Here is a 17,901-nt window from a genome sequence, read left to right on the forward strand (position 1 = left end):
CAAACAGGAAATGAATCCGCATCAGGTACCTTTCTCTTTTGAGAATACTGTTCAAAATACAATCGGGTTCAGCTTACTTGAACTTAGACCGCAAATCAAAAGTGTCCCGCCGCAGAACGGCTGTTCACAGCTGCGGGGAGGCCGGGCGCTCAGCCGTCGGTGCGGATGATGACGCTGCCATCCCGGTTACGCTGCGCGCAGGACGCCTCTGTCAGCGGTGCCAGGCGCGGGTCGGCGGGCGCTGCTGCGCTCCGCTGGGTGCAGCGCTTCAGCGCGATCTGCTGATACCCTTTTGAGGCCATGCAGGCTTTCTCCAGCCGACGGCGCAAGGGCTTGTTCACATCGACCGTGTAGATACCGCCATCCACCCAATAACCGGGCCGGTAATAGCAGCTGCCGCCGTGGCAGACCTGGCGGCCCGGGTAGTAGACAGGCGGGTGCTGGCGGATTTCATTGGCAACAGGGGCATCCTTCAGCGCCTGGGTGGCGCAGGTCAGCTCATCGCTTTGCAGACGCGATACCTCTGCCCCCTGTTTGTAGTAGACCGGCAGCGGTCCGCAGGCCGCTGCGAGAGCCAGCAATGCCGTGCCCGCGGGGATCGTCACACTCCGTCGCATGGAGTAAGAATGGCCGCAAACTGAGGAAGTTACAATTAATTTGACCGTGAAAGCGGCATCTGTCATTCACATCACGCAGAACTCTGCCCGAAACTCCGCCAAGGGACATGTAAATGAAGGTCATTATCTGCGGCGCGGGCCAGGTCGGCTGGCAGATCGCCCGGCACCTGTCCGGTGAGCACAATGATGTCACGGTGGTCGACAACAATCCGGACCTGGTGCGGCGCGCAACGGATACTTTGGACGTGCAGGGCATTCACGGCTTTGCCTCCTACCCGGACGTTCTGGAGCGGGCCGGGGCGCAGGATGCCGACATGATCATTGCCGCCACCCACTCGGACGAGGTCAACATGGTGACCTGCCAGGTGGCGCATTCGGTGTTCAAGATCCAGCGCAAGATCGCCCGGCTGCGGGCAAAAAGCTATCTCACCGCGATCTATTCCGACCTTTACCAGCGCGAGCATCTGCCGATCGACGTGGTGATCAGCCCGGAGCGCGAAGTGGCTGCGGCGGCGATGCAGCGGCTTTCGGCACCGGCTGCCTTTGACACCGAGACCTTCATGGGCGGTAAGGCGCAGCTCCTGGGCATCCAGATCGATGCCGAATGCCCGGTGGTGAATACGCCGCTGCGCCAGCTGACCGATCTGTTCTCCACCCTGCGCGCGATTGTGGTGGGGGTCCGCCGCGACGGCACCCTGTTTGCGCCGGAGCCGGGCGACCAGCTGTTCGTGGGCGACAGCTGCTATGTGTTTTCCCACGTGGATGACGTGCCCCGCACCATCGAGGTCTTCGGCAAGAAGGAAAAACGCCAGGACCGGGTGGTTGTGGTCGGCGGCGGCAACGTGGGGCTGGAAGTGGCGAAGGCGCTGGAGAGCAGCACCGCAAGGATCCGCGCCAAGGTGATCGAGCGGGACCGCAGATGCGCTGAACGCGCCGCCGAGGAACTGGAGCGCACCATCGTGCTGAACGGCGACGGTCTGGACCGGTCGCTGATGATCGAGGCAGGCATCGACAAGGCGGATGCGCTGCTGGCGGTGACCGATGACGACAAGGTCAACATGCTGGCGGCGGTGCGGGCTAAGGCCGAGGGCTGCCCGCTGGCGATCGCGCTGATCAACGACCCGACCCTGGTGCCGCTGCTGCCGCACCTTGGGATCGACGCCTATATCAACCCGCGCTCCACCACCGTCAGCTCGATCCTGCGCCACATCCGCTATGGCCGGGTGCGGCAGGTCTATTCGCTGGGCGATGCCGAAGCCGAGATGATCGAGGCGGAAGTGCTGTCGACGTCGCCGATCGCCGGGCAGATGATCCGGGAGACCGATTTCCCCGAAGGCGTTCTGGTCGGCGGCATCCTGAAAAACGGCGAAATGCTGCGCCCGTCGGGCGAGACCCGGATCGAAGAGGGTGACGTGATCGCGCTGTTTGCTATGGCTGATGACGTGCCCGAGGTGGAGCGGCTCCTGCAGGTGTCGATCGACTACTTCTAGTATGCGCCGCGTGGTCCAAGCCCCCATCGGCGTCCTGCGCCTGCCGCTGTTCCTGCTGATCTGGGGAATCGCCTCGCTGGCGATGTGGCTGCCGGCCGTGCACGCGCTGGTGCTGGACGACCATCATACATCGCAGAGCTTCTTCTACGCCGGCCTGGCGGGGCTGATCCTGGTGGTGCTGATTGCCCTGTCGATGGGCAACCGGGTGCCGCGCTACGGGATGCCGGGCCAGCTGCTGTCACTGCTGGCTACCTTCACGGTGCTGCCGCTGTTCCTGGCGGTGCCGGTGCAGGAGGCGCTGATCAGCACCCGCTATGTGAATGCCTATTTCGACATGGTCAGCGCCATCACCACCACCGGCGCCGATATCTGGGCTGATCCGGGCCGCCTGCCGCCCAGCGTGCATCTGTGGCGGGCGATGGTCGGCTGGATGGGCGGGCTGTTGATGTGGGTGGCCGCCTCGGCGGTGCTGGCGCCGATGTCGCTGGGCGGTTTCGAGGTCACCGCCAAGGGCGAGCCGGGCGGCGGCACTGCGGGGCCGGGCCATATGGAAAAGGCGGATCCGCGGCGCCAGCTAGTGCTGGTCACCCGCACTCTGGCGCCGGTCTATGCCGGGCTGACCATGGTTCTGTGGCTGTTGCTGATGATCACCGGGGAACAGGCGCTGACTGGCCTCAGCCATGCGATGTCGGTGATGGCGACCTCCGGCATTTCGGCCACCGGCGGGGTGGAGAACGCGGCCAGCGGCATCGCCGGCGAGATGGTGATGTTCCTGTTCATGTTTTTCGCCTTGTCGCGGTTGACCTTCTCCAGCGATACGGTGACATCCGGGCAGGGGCGCCTGGATAAGGACCCGGAATTCCGCACCGGGCTGCTGATCGTCTTCGGCGTGCCGCTGCTCTTGTTCCTGCGCCACTGGGTGGCGGCCTATGAGGTGGATGCGGGCGAGGATCTGCTGCAGGCGCTGAGGGCACTTTGGGGGACGGTGTTCACGGTGATGTCTTTCCTGTCCACCACCGGGTTCGAGAGCCTGCATTGGGAAGCGGCCCGGACATGGTCCGGGCTGGAAACCCCGGGCATGATCCTGCTGGGGCTGGCAGTATTCGGCGGCGGCGTGGCCACAACGGCGGGCGGAGTCAAGCTGCTGCGGGTTTATGCGCTCTACCTCAACGGTCTGCGCGAAATGGAGCGGCTGGTGCACCCGAGTTCAGTGAGCGGCGAAGGCGACCGGACCAAGCGTCTGCAGAAGAACGGCGCCTTTGTCGCCTGGATTTTTTTCATGCTGTTTGCCCTGTCGCTGGCGCTGGTCAGCACCGCGCTGGCCGCTGTCGGATCCAGCTTCGAACAGTCGCTGGTGCTGGCAATCGCGGCGCTGTCCACCACCGGTCCGCTGACTGAAAGCGCCAGCAGCGCGCCGATTGTGCTGAACCTGCTGACCGACCCGGCCAAGCTGATCCTGTGCATTGCGATGGTGCTGGGACGGCTGGAGACGCTGGCTTTCATCGCGCTGCTGTCCCCGAACCTCTGGCGCAGCTGATTGCCGCGGAAGTGAAAAGTGTTTTTCGGCTGGAAACTTATTTTTTCTTTGTCCATACTGAATTTTAACGTGCGCGCTGGTCCGCAGCGCGCGGCAAGAACAAAGGCGAGATAATAAAAAATGGCTTCGGACAGACAGAATCTTCAGGATGCCTTCCTGAATCACGTTCGCAAAACCAAGGTTCCGGTTACAATCTTTCTGATCAACGGGGTCAAGCTGCAGGGTGTGATCACCTGGTTCGACAACTTCTGCGTGCTGCTGCGCCGCGACGGACAGTCGCAGCTAGTCTACAAACACGCGATCTCGACCATCATGCCGGCCCAGCCGATCAGTCTCTATGAGGGTGAAGACTCCAATTGATGGAGCATGAAAGGAAGCAGACCCGCGCCTGGGTCCTGCATCCGGAAATCAAATCAGACAGCGGGCGCCGCGAGGCTGCTCCCGCGCTGGAAGAGGCCGTTGCGCTGGCAGCGGCCTTGCCCGATCTTGACGTGATCGGATCAAACGTGGTGCGCCTGCCGAAGGCGCATCCGGGGATGCTGTTCGGCTCCGGCAAGATCGAAGAGCTGGCAGGCATCCTGAAAGCAAATGAAATTGAACTGGTCCTGATCGACGGGCCGGTTTCCCCTGTTCAGCAGCGCAATCTGGAGAAGGCCTGGAAGGTCAAAATCCTCGACCGTACCGGGCTGATCCTTGAGATCTTCTCGGACCGTGCGGCGACCCGCGAAGGCGTGCTGCAGGTCGAGATGGCGGCGCTCAGCTACCAGCGGACGCGGCTCGTGCGGGCCTGGACCCACCTGGAGCGCCAGCGCGGCGGCCTGGGGTTTGTCGGCGGACCCGGCGAAACTCAGATCGAGGCCGACCGGCGTGCCATCGACGACCAGCTGGTGCGGCTGCGCCGCCAGCTGGACAAGGTGGTGAAGACCCGGACGCTGCACCGCGCCTCGCGCGCTAAGGTGCCTTACCCCATCGTGGCGCTGGTGGGTTACACCAACGCCGGCAAGTCGACGCTGTTCAACCGGCTGACGGGCGCTGAGGTGATGGCCAAGGACATGCTTTTTGCCACTCTGGACCCCACCATGCGCCGGGTGCAGATCCCCGACGGGCCGGAGGTGATCCTGTCCGACACCGTGGGCTTTATCTCTGACCTGCCGACCGAACTGGTGGCCGCCTTCCGCGCCACGCTGGAAGAGGTGCTGGCCGCGGACGTGATCCTGCATGTGCGCGACATCAGCCATGACCAAAGCGAAGAACAGGCAGAGGATGTGGAGGCGATCCTGACGTCGCTGGGGGTGGATGAGAACCGTGCCCGGATCGAGGTTTGGAACAAGCTGGATCAGCTGCCGGAGGAAGAGGCGGATGCACGCCGTCAGCGCGCGGCGCGCGAGGAAGGCATTCATGCAATCTCAGCCCTGACCGGCGAGGGGCTGGACGGCCTGCTGGCTGACATTGCCGAGAAACTTCAGGGTGTGCGGCACGAGGAATTGCTGACCCTCACCTTTGCGCAAGGCAAACAGCGCGCCTGGCTGTTCAAGGAGGACCTTGTGCAGCAAGAGGAGCAGACCGAGACCGGTTTCGAAATCACCGTGCTGTGGACCGACCGGCAGAAAGCGAAATTCGAGAGGCTGTGATTTTCATCAGCTCTGAGAAAGAAAAATCGGGCGCCGTAGCGCCCGTTTTTTTATTGCCTCGGCGTGATCCGGGTGATGCCGACGGCTGCGGCGCGGGCGAGTTCCTCGTCCAGCGACATCGGGATGTATTCGCCCCGGCGCCACAGCTGCGCCATGTCGTCATAATAGCGTGACAGCGGGTGGCCGGACTGGCCGGTGGCGGTGATGAAAACGGAGCTGTCCGGATCGGCAAAGTCATAAACCCCGCGGTAGCCTGCGGCGTGAATGTTCTGGAACGGATCCGGATCCTTGCCGGAGCTTTTGCCGCGCTGCAGGGTGTTGTCGCCGCCGCTGGTGGACTGGCGGATGTTCACGAAATAGCGCAGCAGCGGCACATCGCCCAGCACTGCATGGTCCTGCACCGCCTGATGCGCATCGCCCCAGCGCAGCGATTCCAGCGCATCCCCGTAGCGTTCCTCGATCCAGATCAGCGCATCATCCAGCGCCAGCCGGGCCATGTCGGTGCATGTCTCTTCCGGCGCGCTCTGGCGCACGTCGCACCAGACGGCAGCACCGTCGACGTTGCGGAAGACGCGCTCGATGAACAGCGGCTCCACGTGGCGGTAGGATTTGGCGACCGGGCCCAGTTCGTCAGTGATCAGACGCGTCTGCAGAGCGCGCAGCCAGGCGGCATAGATCAGCGGCTCCGGCAGATGCTCGTTCATCTCGCCGTTCCATTCCGACAGCAGGGTGAGGGCAATCTGGCGCTGGCGCTCGCGGGTACCTGCAGGGGCGGCCTCGCCGGTGAACCACAGGTTGGCGCCGATCAGCGGCAGCAGGGTGCGCGCGGTGTAGGAGACGGTGTCCAGCTGCGCCTCGATGAAGCTGTCGCGGGTATGGACCTCGCGGTTCTGCATCAGCTTTTCCCAGCGGTGGATGCGCTGGGTGTCGCCCCAGTCAAAGGAGACGTGCCGGGGGAAAGGACGGTCGAGGATCTTGTTGTTGGTATTGCCCAGGATGCCGCCAGCCGGGCTGACGAACTCGGGGTTTTCCGCATAGGGCGCGCGGCCCTGCCAGCGGTTTTCCGGGCGCCAGCCCTGGCTGGGCATCCGGCCTTTGCTTTGATGCGCCGCGTCGCGCAGCGGAAACGCTCCGACGGTCTTGAGCGCGACGGTGTCCTTGTCCGCCAGCGTCAGGTTCTGCGCCGGGGCAACAAAATCTTCGCCTGCAATGATTGCCTCCTGCACCGAAGCGCTGCGCATCAGGCCAATGGCGGCGCTCATCGAGGTGTCCCTGGGGCTGAGCACGGTCCAGCTGAGCGACACCACATGGCCGGGCGGGGTGATTTCCGCCAGGTTGAACATGGAACCGGGCAGCACCGGGCCGTTGTCGGTCCAGCGCAGGGTCAGGGTGACGGGGGCCTCGTCCTTGATCTTGATGATCGAGGGGCGGGTGATGAATTTCTTGTGACCGTCAACGCTCAGATATTCCTGCGGGTTTTCCGGGTTGAGCTTCTCGATGAGCAGGTCCTGGTCGTCCATGTAGGAGGAGGTGACGCCCCATCCCAAAGCGTCGGAGCGTCCGGTGATCACTGCAGGGATGCCAGGAATGGTGCCGCCGATCACGCCGCCGGAGCCCAGTTCCAGCCGTGCCAGATACCAGATGCCCGGGGCGCTGAGGCCCAGATGCGGGTCGTTGGCCAGCAGCGTTCCGCCTGCAGCGGAACGGCTGGGTGCGGCGGCCCAGGCGTTGGAGGCACCGGCCAGACCGCGCGGTGCGACAGGGAACAACAGGCTGCTTTCCTCTGCAGGATCAGCAGCGGCATACTTCCGGGCGCCCGGCACCAGTTCGGCGTATTCGGGCAAGGCGGTCACACCTTTGCCGGGGGCATCCGGCAGGATGTCCCGGATGCGGTCCGGATCGTTCAGTGCCAGCGACGTGCGGGCGCGCAGGATCTCTTCCTTCATGTGGCCGGAGAGCTGAAGCGCCATCAGCTTCATGATCGCGATGCTGTCGGCAGGCTGCCAGGGGGCCAGCGGCATCTGAAACAGGAACATTTCCGGCGCGCCGCGGCCCAATGCGTCCTCGTTGATCTCCAGCAGCCGCGCATTTACGCCGGCGGCGTAGGCCGTGAGCGCCGCCAACGCCTCAGGCGACTGCACCTCAACCGATTGCCGCGCCAGATTATAGAGGTCGAGGCGGCGCAGGTAGGTGTCGGTCTCCACCGTGCGGGTGCCGAAGATTTCCGACAGGCGGCCCTGGGCGGTGCGGCGCATCACTGCCATCTGCCACAGCCGGTCCTGCGCATGGGCATAGCCGAGACCGAAATAGACATCCTCATCGCTGGCGCCGAAGCTGCCGAAAACATGCGGCACATTGGCGTTGTCGCGCACGATTTCAACGGGGGAGGACAGGCCGGGCAGGGCCAGCTCCTTGTCGTATTCGGGCAGTGACTGCGAGGCGAGGTAATAGACCAGCGCGGCAGCCAGAACGCTCAGCAGAATCAGGCCCGCAGCAAGACGCAGAAGCCAGCGGAAGAGAAGTCCCATCAGCGGTTGTTTTCCCTTGGTTTTTGTCATTTCCAGCCGCATGGCAGATTGCGCCCCGCGGCGGCGGTGGTAGGGTTGGCGCCAACATATGCGAAGACAGATCAGGGGAAAAGCAGATGGCAAAAATCGCGTTTCTGGGGCTTGGCGTCATGGGCTATCCGATGGCCGGGCACCTGCAGGCCGCGGGCCATGAGGTTACCGCTTACAACCGTACCGAGGCCAAGGCCAAAGCCTGGGCCAAAGAGCATGGCGGCCATTTCGCGGCGACCCCGCGGGCGGCGGCCTCGGGCGCGGATTTCGTAATGGCCTGCGTCGGCAATGACGACGACCTGCGCTCGGTCTGCCTCGGCGCTGACGGGGCCTTTGCCGGTATGGCCAAGGGAACGGTGTTTACCGATCACACCACGGTGTCAGCCAAGGTCACGCGGGAGCTGTACGGTGCAGCAGCAGAGAACGGTATCGCCTTTGTCGATGCGCCGATCTCCGGCGGTCAGGCCGGGGCGGAGAATGGCGTGCTGTCGGTCATGTGCGGCGGCGATGAGGATGCCTATGCCCGCGCAGAGCCGGTGATCGGCGCCTATGCCCGCATCTGCCGCCGCATCGGTGAGAGCGGTGCCGGGCAGATGACCAAGATGTGCAACCAGATCGCTATCGCCGGCCTGGTGCAGGGGCTGAGCGAGGCGCTGCATTTCGCAGAGAAGGCGGGGCTGGACGGGCGTGCGGTGGTCGAGGTGATCAGCCAGGGCGCCGCAGGCAGCTGGCAGATGGCCAACCGTTATGAGACCATGCTGGACGATCATTTCGAGCATGGCTTTGCGGTGGACTGGATGCGCAAGGATCTGGGCATCTGCCTGGATGCGGCGGATGAAACCGGCGCCAGCCTGCCGGTGACCGCGCTGGTCGATCAGTTCTACAAGGATGTGCAGAAAATGGGCGGCGGGCGCTGGGACACCTCGTCGCTGTTCAAGCGGCTGCGCAAGCTGGACGGCTGATCGCAAAGGAAAATGGCCTTTCCAGGTGGAAAGGCCATGCCTCTGGCGGGGATAATTCCCTCCGGATAAAGAGGTGGATCCTGCCGCCGCCGCTGCATTCGCTCAGGGAATGATGCGGGTGTATTTGGTGCCTTCCAGGGTGGCGCCCACGCGTAGGCCCGCCTGGGCAAAGACCACGGCCAGCACCGGCGACGTCAGCGTGTTGGTGTCAGCGCTCAGCGCGTTGCCTTCGTCCTTGATCACATATTCCACATCGGCGCCTGCCGCCCAGCCTGAGGAGCGGCGGAAGCCTGCGAGCGCGTCCTGGGTCATGAAGAACAGCACGTGGGCGTACTGCTGGGCGCCGATCTGCAGCCCGGCGTTGCCCTTGTAGGTGGCGTAGTAGTCGACGGTCACGCCATTGATCCGCAGCGCGCCACGGCCGTAGGCGCCGCCAAAGACAAATCCGGCCTCTGTCACCAGCGGCATCACCAGCATGCCGGTGGCCTTTTCTGCCAGGGTGCGGGTGTTGGGGTACTGGCTGTACATCTGGTTCAGCGTGGCATCGACGCGGGCGTCGATCGTGGCGGCGTTGCTGTTGCCGACGCCGTTGCCGCAGGCGGCGGTTACACCGGCTCCGGCCAGCGCGGTCAGGGCAAAACCGCGGCGGGTCATGCGGGTAGAGAAAATCTCGCTCATTTTTCAGGTGCCTGTAATGAATTGCTCCAAGGCCGGTTTGGTCCGGCTCTGGCCAGGGTTATACGCGGAAAACCGCTGCCTGTCATCCGCTGCGAAGGCAGTTATTGGCGGCTTCCCGCTGAAGTGATCACGCGCGGCCCGGCTTGGCAGGTCAGCCGTTCAGCAGCCGCGCAGCAGCGGGGGCGAAATAGGTGAGGATGCCGTTGCAGCCCGCACGCTTGAAGGCCATCAGGCTTTCCATCATCACCTTTTCGCCGTCAACCCAGCCGTTCTGCGACGCGGCCTGGATCATCGCGTATTCACCGGAAACCTGATACGCGTAGGTTGGCACGCCGAAGGCTGTTTTCACCCGGTGGCAGATATCCAGATAGGCGATGCCCGGCTTCACCATGACCATGTCGGCGCCTTCCTGCAGGTCGCGCTCGATCAGCCGCAGCGCCTCGTCGCTGTTGGCCGGGTCCATCTGATAGGTCTTCTTGTCGCCCTTCAGCGCGCCGGAAGCGCCGACCGCATCGCGGAACGGCCCATAGTAGGCAGAGGCGTATTTGGCCGAGTAGGAGAGGATCGCCACATTGTGGTGACCCGCCTTTTCCAGTGCCGTGCGCATCGCGCCGATGCGCCCGTCCATCATGTCGGACGGTCCGATGATGTCGGCGCCCGCATCGGCCTGGGCCAGGGTCATCTTGACCAGCGCCTCGACAGTGGCGTCATTGACGATCTCGCCATCCACCACATAACCGTCGTGGCCGTTGATGTTGTAGGGGTCAAGCGCCACATCGGTCATCACCGCGATCTCCGGCGCCGCGGCCTTGATGGCGCGAATGGCGCGGTTGGTCAGGTTATCCGGGTTCCAGGCCTCTGCGCAATCTTCGGTCTTGAGCGAGGCATCGGTGTAGGGAAACAGGCAGATGGCGGGAATACCCAGTGCCTGGGCCTCAACTGCCGCCTCGGCAATCCTGTCGACTGAACGGCGCATCACGCCGGGCATCGAGGAAACCGGTTCCTCCTGGCCTTCGCCGTCGCGGACAAACACCGGCCAGATGAAATCGGACGGGCTCAGGGTGTTTTCCTGCACCAGATTGCGGATCGCCTGGCTGGCACGGGTGCGGCGCAGACGGGCGGCGGGAAAGGGCGCGACGGTAGGCTTCATGGCGGTCTCTCGTTTGGGCTGGCCCATGGGTGGCATGGAAGCCGCCCCGGGAACAAGAGGCACATTCGCCGCGCCGGAAAACTTGTGCGCCCTGCGGGCTTGCCTGCGGGCGCTTCCCGGTTGATATAGGGCCGGTTACAAGAAAAGGCCCCAAGGGCCGGCAGCGGCAGACGGGGGCTGGAGTGGACCTGCTTGAAATTATCTATGAGATGATTGACCTGCGGTCTTTCTCCAACCTGTGGTATTGGATTTCGCTGGCTGTCCTGTGGTCGTCTGCCAGCCATTGGATTCTGGGCGTGCCCTACGACATGGTTTACCGTGCACGCCGCCGCGGCGGCCAAGCGGAGCGGGACCTGGAGGATATCACCCGGGTCAACGTGAACCGCATGCTGTACATCGCTGACGTTTCAGGACCGTGGATTGTGGCCCTTGCCTGTTTTGTCCTCTCGGCGCTGGCCACTTTGGGGTTTGTCTACCTGATGGAAATTGCCCAGGCCGTGTTCCTGCTGGCCTTTCCAATGTCGGTGGTGGGACTGATCAGTTTTTTCACTGCCCGCCGGATCGCCCGGGAACAGGCGGCAGGCGAGGACCTGCGCAGGCGGCTGGCCTTTTGCCGTCTCTACATTCAGTTTGTCGGAATGGTCTCCATTCTGGTCACGGCGTTCTGGGGGATGTACCAGAACCTGGCAATCGGAGCCCTGTAAGACCCGGGGCCGTCCCGGAGGAAGTTCCGGAAAGGAAACCGCATGGCACAGCGTGCAATCACCATGGGCGGCGCGCCCGAAGGGTTTGACGCCCGGCTGATCCTGAAGGAAGTGCAGAAGTCCGGCACGCCGGTGCTGCATGTGGCGCGTGACGACAAGTGGATGGAGGCGATGCGGGCCGCACTTGCCTTCTTCGCGCCGGATATGCCGGTGTTTGTGTTTCCGGGCTGGGATTGCCTGCCGTATGACCGGGTGTCGCCGAATGCGGACATCTCCGCGGCGCGAATGGCGACCCTGGCGGCTCTGGTGCATCAGATGCCGAGGCAGTTTGTGCTGCTGACCACGCTCAACGCCGCGAGCCAGAGGGTGCCCGCGCGCGAGGTGCTGCGCGAGGCAGCCTTTACCGCCCGCGTCGATCAAAGGGTGGATGAAGAAGCACTGCGCAACTTCCTGGTCCGCATGGGGTTTTCGCAAAGCCCCACGGTGATGGAGCCAGGTGACTACGCCATTCGCGGCGGTATCATCGACATCTTCCCGCCCGGTGAAAGCGGCCCGGTGCGGCTGGACCTCTTTGGCGATGTGCTGGACGGCGCCCGCCGGTTCGACCCGGCCACCCAGCGCACCACCGAGAAGCTGGAGGTGGTGGAACTGGCACCGGTCTCCGAGGTGATCCTGGACGAAGCGGCGATCACCCGGTTCCGCCAGAACTACCGGATTGAGTTCGGCGCGGCGGGTACTGATGATCCGCTTTACGAGGCCGTCAGCGCCGGGCGCAAGCATCAGGGGATCGAGCACTGGCTGCCGTTCTTCCACGAGAAGCTGGAAACGCTGTTCGACTACCTGCCGCAGGCGACCGTCACGCTGGATGACCAACTGACACCGGCACGTCTGGCGCGCTGGGACAGCATTGAGGACCAGTACGGCACCCGCAAGCACGCGCTGGAACAGAAGGGGCGGATCGACACCGTATATAAACCTACACCGCCGGGCCTGCTGTATCTTGACGATGCGGCCTGGGAGGCGGCGGTTGCGGACATGCGCGTCGTGCAGTTTCATCCTCTGCCGCAGGCTTCCGGCCCTGGCGTGGCGGATGCAGGCGGACGCATCGGGCGCAACTTCGCGCCGGAACGGCAGCAGGAAAATGTCAGCCTTTTCGGCGCCTTGGCAGCGCATATTAAGGCCCGGATACAAGAGGGGCCGGTGCTTATCGCCTCCTACTCCGAGGGCGCTCGGGAACGCCTGACCGGGCTGATCGAGGATGAGGGACTGGCCGAAGCGATCCCGGTGATGGACGGTACACGCATCGGCAAATCCGGCCTGCATCTGGCGGTCTGGGCGCTGGAACACGGGTTCGAAGCGCCGGATATGACGGTGATTTCGGAGCAGGACGTGCTGGGCGACCGGCTGATCCGGGCGCCGAAGAAACGCCGCAAGGCGGAGAACTTCCTGACCGAGACCCAGTCGCTCACGCCCGGCGATCTGGTGGTGCATGTGGACCATGGCATCGGCCGCTACAAGGGACTGGAGGTGGTCACCGCCGCGGGCGCCGCGCATGAATGCATCCTGCTGGAATACGCCGAACAGGCGAAGCTCTACCTGCCCGTCGAGAACATCGAACTGCTGTCCAAATACGGCCATGACGAGGGGCTCTTGGACCGTCTCGGCGGCGGCGCCTGGCAGGCCAAGAAGGCTAAGTTGAAGGAACGCATCCGCGAGATGGCGGACAAGCTGATCCGCATCGCCGCCGAACGCGCCCTGCGCAAGGCGCCGGTGATGGACCCGCCGCCGCACGCGTGGGAGGAGTTCTCCGCCCGTTTCCCCTATCAGGAAACCGACGATCAGCTGCGCGCCATCGAGGACGTGATGGAGGATCTGCACTCCGGCCAGCCGATGGACCGGCTGATCTGCGGCGACGTGGGCTTCGGCAAAACCGAGGTGGCGATGCGCGCGGCCTTTGTCGCGGCGATGTCGGGCCTGCAGGTCGCGGTGGTCGCGCCAACCACGCTGCTGGCGCGTCAGCATGCCGCGTCTTTTGCCGAACGGTTCCGCGGTTTCCCGTTGCAGGTCAGTCAGTTGTCGCGCTTTGTTAGCGCGAAGGAAGCCAGCCAGACCCGCGAAGGGCTGGCCAAAGGCACCGTCGACATCGTGGTCGGCACCCACGCGGTGCTGGCCAAGAACATCAAGTTCCAGAACCTCGGCCTCTTGATCATCGACGAGGAGCAGCACTTCGGCGTCGCCCATAAGGAGCGGCTGAAACAGCTGCGCAGCGACATCCATGTGCTGACGCTGACGGCCACGCCAATCCCGCGGACGCTGCAGCTGTCGCTTACGGGCGTGCGTGATCTGTCGATCATCGGCACGCCCCCCGTGGACCGCTTGGCAATCCGCACCTATGTCAGCGAATTCGACAGCGTCACCATCCGCGAGGCGCTGTTGCGCGAGCATTACCGTGGCGGCCAAAGCTTCTATGTGGTGCCGCGCATCACCGATCTTCCGGATGTCGAGGAGTTCGTGAAGGCGCAGCTGCCGGAGCTCACCTATGTGGTGGCGCACGGGCAGATGGCGGCGGGCGAGCTCGATGACCGGATGAACGCCTTCTATGACGGCAAATACGATGTGCTGCTGGCAACCACTATTGTCGAAAGTGGGCTGGATATTCCGACCGCCAACACGATGGTGGTGCATCGCGCCGACATGTTCGGCCTGTCGCAGCTCTACCAGATCCGGGGCCGCGTCGGGCGATCCAAGACCCGCGCCTATGCTTACCTCACGACCAAGCCGCGCCAGCGGCTGACACCGGCAGCAGAGAAGCGGCTGCGGGTTCTGGGTTCCCTCGACACGCTGGGTGCGGGCTTTACGCTCGCCTCGCAAGACCTTGATATCCGGGGCGCCGGCAACCTTTTGGGGGAGGAGCAGTCGGGCCAGATGCGCGATGTCGGCTATGAGCTCTACCAGTCGATGCTGGAAGAGGCGATTGCCAAGATCAAGGCGGGCGAGATGGAGGGGCTGTCGGATGCCGACGATCAGTGGGCGCCGCAGATCAATCTGGGCGTTCCGGTGCTGATCCCCGAGGAGTATGTGCCGGATCTGGATGTGCGCCTGGGCCTTTACCGCCGCCTGTCGTCGCTGTCGACCAAGGTGGAGCTGGAAGGCTTCGCGGCTGAACTGATCGACCGTTTCGGCAAGCTGCCCAAGGAAGTGAACACGCTGATGCTGGTTGTGCGGATCAAGGCGATGTGCAAGCGCGCTGGCATCGCCAAAATGGACGGCGGCCCCAAGGGCGCGACGATCCAGTTCCACAACGACAAATTCGCCTCACCCCAAGGGCTGGTGGAGTTCATCCAGGGCCAGAACGGGCTGGCCAAGGTGAAGGACAACAAGATCGTCGTGCGCCGCGACTGGAAGAGGGACGCCGACAAGATCAAGGGCGCCTTTGCCATCGCCCGCGATCTGGCAGAGAAGGTCGTGGCCGAGAAAAAGAAAGCCAAGGCCTGATCCCGGGCGCCAAGGAAATTCGAATTTCCTTGGCAAATTTCTTTCTCAAGTAATTTTCTCAGCTGCAGCAGGGGCTGGGCGCCATCGCCGCCTGGGCGCAGAAACATGACGCGCCCACGGCCCGGTCCGCCCGCGCCAGGGTAAGGTCCAGCTGCTGTTTAATGTGCCGGATTTCAACAGGTTCGCCGCGCGCCTTCAGGCAGTCGTGCAGCCCTTTCAGGCTCCAGACATTGCCGGGATGCACAGAGGCACGAGACAAGATATCGTCCAGCCCGAGGTCGGCGCGGTAGACAGCCTCGGCCTCGTCAATATGCCCCTGCTCAAACAGCAGCGCCCCCAGCGCGTGGCGGGTCGGCTGCATCCAGCCCCATGGTTCATCATAGGGCAGGTTGTCGTCCAGCTCTGCCGACCGGCGCAGGTGGGCAAAAGCCGCGTCAAAGTTTTCTTTACGGTATTCGATCTCGCCCCGGAGCATTTCCGCTGCAATTTCAAGCAGGTCCACGACGCGGTTATTGTGCAGCAGCCGGGTTACGGGCACCCGGGCCCTGGCGGCCAGGAACAGATGCTCCTCTGCCTCGGCCTCTGCCACGCGGCCGGTGGCGGCATAGGCAATGGCGCGGGCGTAATGGGTGTTGGCGGTCAGCGTGCAGTAAAGTTTCTGATCTTCCGGCAGCTCAAGCGCCATCGCGTCCTCCCAGCGCCCAAAGCGGACCAGGATATGCGGGTGCATCGCCATGTAGCTTTCGAAATAGTCCGCCATCGGCGGGCTTTCTATGCGCAGCATGTCTTCCGGCGTGGTGTCCAGAATGCCCTGATTGGCCTCTAGCGCCGGTTCCAGCTGGCCCAGGAACATCGCGCCGTAGATGACGAAGTGGTAATTGTGCTGACGGTAGCCGGTGTAGATGTTGAACGCGCCTTCTCGCTGGTAATATTTCAGGTCCGCTTCGATAGCCTTCTGGTTCCAGTAAACCACGCTGTGGTAGTCTCCGCAGAGCACGTCGATATGGGTCGGCATATGCACCAGGTGGCCCGCGTCCGGAACCAGCGTGCGCAGCACATCCGCGGCCTTCAGCGCTTTTTCGGGCGTCGGCGACATTTCCATCAGATGCACGTAAAGATGCAGCAGCCCGGGATGCAGCATCGCGACCGGTTCACCGTCCATCGCCTGTTCCAGCACCTCCTGCGCCTCCAGCGTGGCGGCACCGTCGGCGGGCAGGCCGGTCTTCAGGTCCCACATCTTCCAGGGAGTCAGGTTCAGCAGGCTTTCGGCATAGACCGTGCGCAGATCCAGATGATCCGGGCAGGCGGCAAAAGCTGCGCGCATGGCATCGGCAAAACCGTAGTCCCAGGCGTGCATGTCTTCGACCGCCTCGCGCTGGGGGTAACGGACCTGAATGGCGCGGATCAGCTGCTGCTCAACCTCTGAACAGCCTTCGATTCCGGCCAGCGCGGCCTGGGCAGCGTCGTAGGCTTCGGCCAGCGCCTTGGCGCGGCCCTTATCATCGCGCAAGTCCCAAGGCAGGTTGTAGTTCGGCCCGGCCGCATAGGCCACGCCCCAGTGGGCCATGGCGCAGTCCGGGTCGTGTTTCAGCGCACGGCGGAAGCAGGCAATCGCTTTCTCGTGATTGTAGCCGTAAGTCCAGATCAGGCCGCGGTCGAACCACAACTGTGCCTCAGCCGATGCCGTTGTCACCGGGCAGGAATAGCTGCCGAGGTCGTAGTCGTATGCCATGAAAAAACCTCCCCCGTTTCAGGGGAAGGTTAGGAAGGGGGCGTTATCCGGGCAAGGCTGTTATTCAGCGGGAAGCCGCGCCTCGGCCTTGGCCATCTGCAGCATCAGCAGGAACGCGATACAGGCCATGATCAGCAGTCCTGCCGCAAGCGGCACCAGCGAGCCGTCAAACAGCAGCCCGACGGGTGCCGCAACTGCAGCGGCCAGAACGGTTGAGATCGCCCCGATCACCGATGCCGCCATACCGGCGATATGGCCCATCGGCTCCATCGCCATGGCATTGAGGTTGCCGACGGTGGTGCCGACCATGAAGAAAACGCTGGCCTGCCAAGCCACAAACAGACCGAACATCCACGGATCCGGCAGGCTCCAGCCGCTGATCAGCAACATGCCGCCAGTGATCACGATCTGGGCGGCCAGAGATACGGTGACGATGCGGCGCATGCCGATCCGGACCACGATGGCGGCATTCAGCAGGCTGGCGGTGCCGGAAATCACTGCGACCAGCCCAAACCAGTAAGGAAAGCTGTCACCGCGCCCGAAGATGATGTCATAGACCGGCTGCACCATGGTCAGCATGGTGAACAGCATGCCGAGGCACAGCGTCTGCACCATGATCGACAGACGCACCGTGGGGTGCGCCATCATCTCCTTGACCGCTGAAATCAGCAATGGCGCGCGAAAGGCACGGCGGTCTTCACGTTCCAGCGTTTCCGGCAGGCGGAAGCTGGTCCACAGGACAATGACGGTGGCAAACAGAGCAAACAACAGGAAGATGGCGCGCCAGCCGGACAGCGCGATGATGCCTGCGCCCATCAACGGGGCAATGGCCGGAACAATCATGAAGATCATCATGGCAATCGACATCAGCCGGGCCATCTCGCGGCCGGAATAGAGGTCGCGCACAACGGCAACGCCCACGATCCGCGGGCCGGCGGCGCCGATCCCCATCAGCACGCGCGAAATCAGCAGGACCTCCAGCGAGGGCGACAGCCAGGCGGTCAGCGCGGCAAGGACATAGAGCGCGCAGCCTGCAGCCACCACCGGCTTGCGGCCAAAGGCGTCCGACAGCGGTCCGGTGAAGAAGGTGCCAAGACCCATGCCCAGCACAAATGAGGTCAGCACCAGCTGCGCCCGGTTGATGTTGTCCGGGCTGAGCGTCTGGCCGATTTCCGGCAGGGCGGGCAGCATGGCGTCGATCGACAGCGCAATGGTGGCAAACATCATCGCAATCAGTGCGATGAACTCAGCCTTGGCCATGCCATGGTCGGGGGATTGTGACATCTGAAACCTCTAACAGCTCTTCAGATGGATCCGGGGAATGAGGCCGGTCTGGGAGCCGTCCGC

The 17,901-nt window shown here is 63.6% G+C and carries 13 protein-coding genes; 7 read left to right on the top strand and 6 right to left on the bottom strand.

Annotated features, from left to right (window positions below; all coding sequences use genetic code 11):
• Positions 1–149 precede the first annotated feature (149 nt).
• The gene (locus AC58NV_RS01395) at positions 150–617 is read right to left on the bottom strand and encodes a hypothetical protein (RefSeq protein ID WP_497225550.1); all 468 of its coding nucleotides are present in this window, start codon (positions 615–617) and stop codon (positions 150–152) included.
• Positions 618–730: 113 nt separating this feature from the next.
• On the opposite strand from AC58NV_RS01395, the gene trkA reads away from it, so the two are divergent.
• The 4 genes from trkA (at position 731) to hflX (ending at position 5,275) form a co-directional block, all read left to right on the top strand.
• Entirely contained in the window at positions 731–2,107 is a 1,377-nt protein-coding gene (gene trkA / locus AC58NV_RS01400) for a Trk system potassium transporter TrkA (protein ID WP_366661788.1), read from the top strand.
• Between the two features lies 1 nt (position 2,108).
• On the top strand, positions 2,109–3,644 hold the full coding sequence (locus tag AC58NV_RS01405; RefSeq protein ID WP_366661789.1) for a TrkH family potassium uptake protein: 1,536 nt from the start codon (positions 2,109–2,111) through the stop codon (positions 3,642–3,644).
• Positions 3,645–3,764: 120 nt separating this feature from the next.
• Entirely contained in the window at positions 3,765–4,004 is a 240-nt protein-coding gene (gene hfq / locus AC58NV_RS01410; protein ID WP_005611588.1) for an RNA chaperone Hfq, read from the top strand.
• Complete coding sequence (gene hflX / locus AC58NV_RS01415) at positions 4,004–5,275, top strand: GTPase HflX (RefSeq protein ID WP_497225551.1); 1,272 nt, start codon at positions 4,004–4,006, stop codon at positions 5,273–5,275. Before hfq ends, hflX begins: the two co-directional genes overlap by 1 nt.
• 50 nt (positions 5,276–5,325) lie before the next feature.
• On the opposite strand, the gene AC58NV_RS01420 is transcribed toward hflX, so the two are convergent.
• The gene (locus AC58NV_RS01420; RefSeq protein ID WP_497225552.1) at positions 5,326–7,803 is read right to left on the bottom strand and encodes a penicillin acylase family protein; all 2,478 of its coding nucleotides are present in this window, start codon (positions 7,801–7,803) and stop codon (positions 5,326–5,328) included.
• A 116-nt stretch (positions 7,804–7,919) separates the two neighbouring features.
• Between AC58NV_RS01420 and AC58NV_RS01425 the strand changes: the two genes are divergently transcribed.
• Positions 7,920–8,795 carry an NAD(P)-dependent oxidoreductase gene (locus tag AC58NV_RS01425; RefSeq protein ID WP_497225553.1) on the top strand — a complete coding sequence of 292 codons (876 nt, stop codon included), beginning with the start codon at positions 7,920–7,922 and terminating at the stop codon, positions 8,793–8,795.
• A 102-nt stretch (positions 8,796–8,897) separates the two neighbouring features.
• On the opposite strand, the gene AC58NV_RS01430 is transcribed toward AC58NV_RS01425, so the two are convergent.
• On the bottom strand, positions 8,898–9,473 hold the full coding sequence (locus tag AC58NV_RS01430) for a lipid-binding SYLF domain-containing protein (protein WP_497225554.1): 576 nt from the start codon (positions 9,471–9,473) through the stop codon (positions 8,898–8,900).
• A gap of 151 nt (positions 9,474–9,624) precedes the next feature.
• A complete protein-coding gene (hemB, locus tag AC58NV_RS01435) occupies positions 9,625–10,623 on the bottom strand; it encodes a porphobilinogen synthase (protein ID WP_497225555.1) in 999 nt (332 codons plus the stop codon).
• A 182-nt stretch (positions 10,624–10,805) separates the two neighbouring features.
• Here hemB and AC58NV_RS01440 point away from each other — a divergent pair, with 182 nt between their 5' ends.
• Positions 10,806–11,327 (top strand): component of SufBCD complex, encoded by a 522-nt coding sequence (locus AC58NV_RS01440; RefSeq protein ID WP_497225556.1) that lies wholly within the window; start codon positions 10,806–10,808, stop codon positions 11,325–11,327.
• Positions 11,328–11,369: 42 nt separating this feature from the next.
• The gene (gene mfd / locus AC58NV_RS01445) at positions 11,370–14,822 is read left to right on the top strand and encodes a transcription-repair coupling factor (protein WP_497225557.1); all 3,453 of its coding nucleotides are present in this window, start codon (positions 11,370–11,372) and stop codon (positions 14,820–14,822) included.
• Between the two features lie 58 nt (positions 14,823–14,880).
• Here the strand turns inward: mfd and AC58NV_RS01450 are convergent, their stop codons facing one another.
• Positions 14,881–16,554, bottom strand: a complete 1,674-nt coding sequence (locus AC58NV_RS01450; RefSeq protein WP_497225558.1) for a tetratricopeptide repeat protein — start codon at positions 16,552–16,554, stop codon at positions 14,881–14,883.
• Positions 16,555–16,614: 60 nt separating this feature from the next.
• Entirely contained in the window at positions 16,615–17,838 is a 1,224-nt protein-coding gene (locus tag AC58NV_RS01455; RefSeq protein WP_497225559.1) for a multidrug effflux MFS transporter, read from the bottom strand.
• Positions 17,839–17,901 lie beyond the last annotated feature (63 nt).

The organism is Leisingera sp. ANG49, assembly GCF_059694505.1.

Bases quoted from the DNA above. Each gene is read 5' to 3' on its own strand.
- AC58NV_RS01420 (WP_497225552.1), bottom strand. From the start codon at position 7,803: ATGGGACTTCTCTTCCGCTGGCTTCTGCGTCTTGCTGCGGGCCTGATT.
- AC58NV_RS01405 (WP_366661789.1), top strand. From the start codon at position 2,109: ATGCGCCGCGTGGTCCAAGCCCCCATCGGCGTCCTGCGCCTGCCGCTG.
- AC58NV_RS01425 (WP_497225553.1), top strand. From the start codon at position 7,920: ATGGCAAAAATCGCGTTTCTGGGGCTTGGCGTCATGGGCTATCCGATG.
- AC58NV_RS01395 (WP_497225550.1), bottom strand. From the start codon at position 617: ATGCGACGGAGTGTGACGATCCCCGCGGGCACGGCATTGCTGGCTCTC.
- hflX (WP_497225551.1), top strand. From the start codon at position 4,004: ATGGAGCATGAAAGGAAGCAGACCCGCGCCTGGGTCCTGCATCCGGAA.
- AC58NV_RS01430 (WP_497225554.1), bottom strand. From the start codon at position 9,473: ATGAGCGAGATTTTCTCTACCCGCATGACCCGCCGCGGTTTTGCCCTG.
- mfd (WP_497225557.1), top strand. From the start codon at position 11,370: ATGGCACAGCGTGCAATCACCATGGGCGGCGCGCCCGAAGGGTTTGAC.
- AC58NV_RS01450 (WP_497225558.1), bottom strand. From the start codon at position 16,554: ATGGCATACGACTACGACCTCGGCAGCTATTCCTGCCCGGTGACAACG.
- hemB (WP_497225555.1), bottom strand. From the start codon at position 10,623: ATGAAGCCTACCGTCGCGCCCTTTCCCGCCGCCCGTCTGCGCCGCACC.
- hfq (WP_005611588.1), top strand. From the start codon at position 3,765: ATGGCTTCGGACAGACAGAATCTTCAGGATGCCTTCCTGAATCACGTT.
- AC58NV_RS01455 (WP_497225559.1), bottom strand. From the start codon at position 17,838: ATGTCACAATCCCCCGACCATGGCATGGCCAAGGCTGAGTTCATCGCA.
- trkA (WP_366661788.1), top strand. From the start codon at position 731: ATGAAGGTCATTATCTGCGGCGCGGGCCAGGTCGGCTGGCAGATCGCC.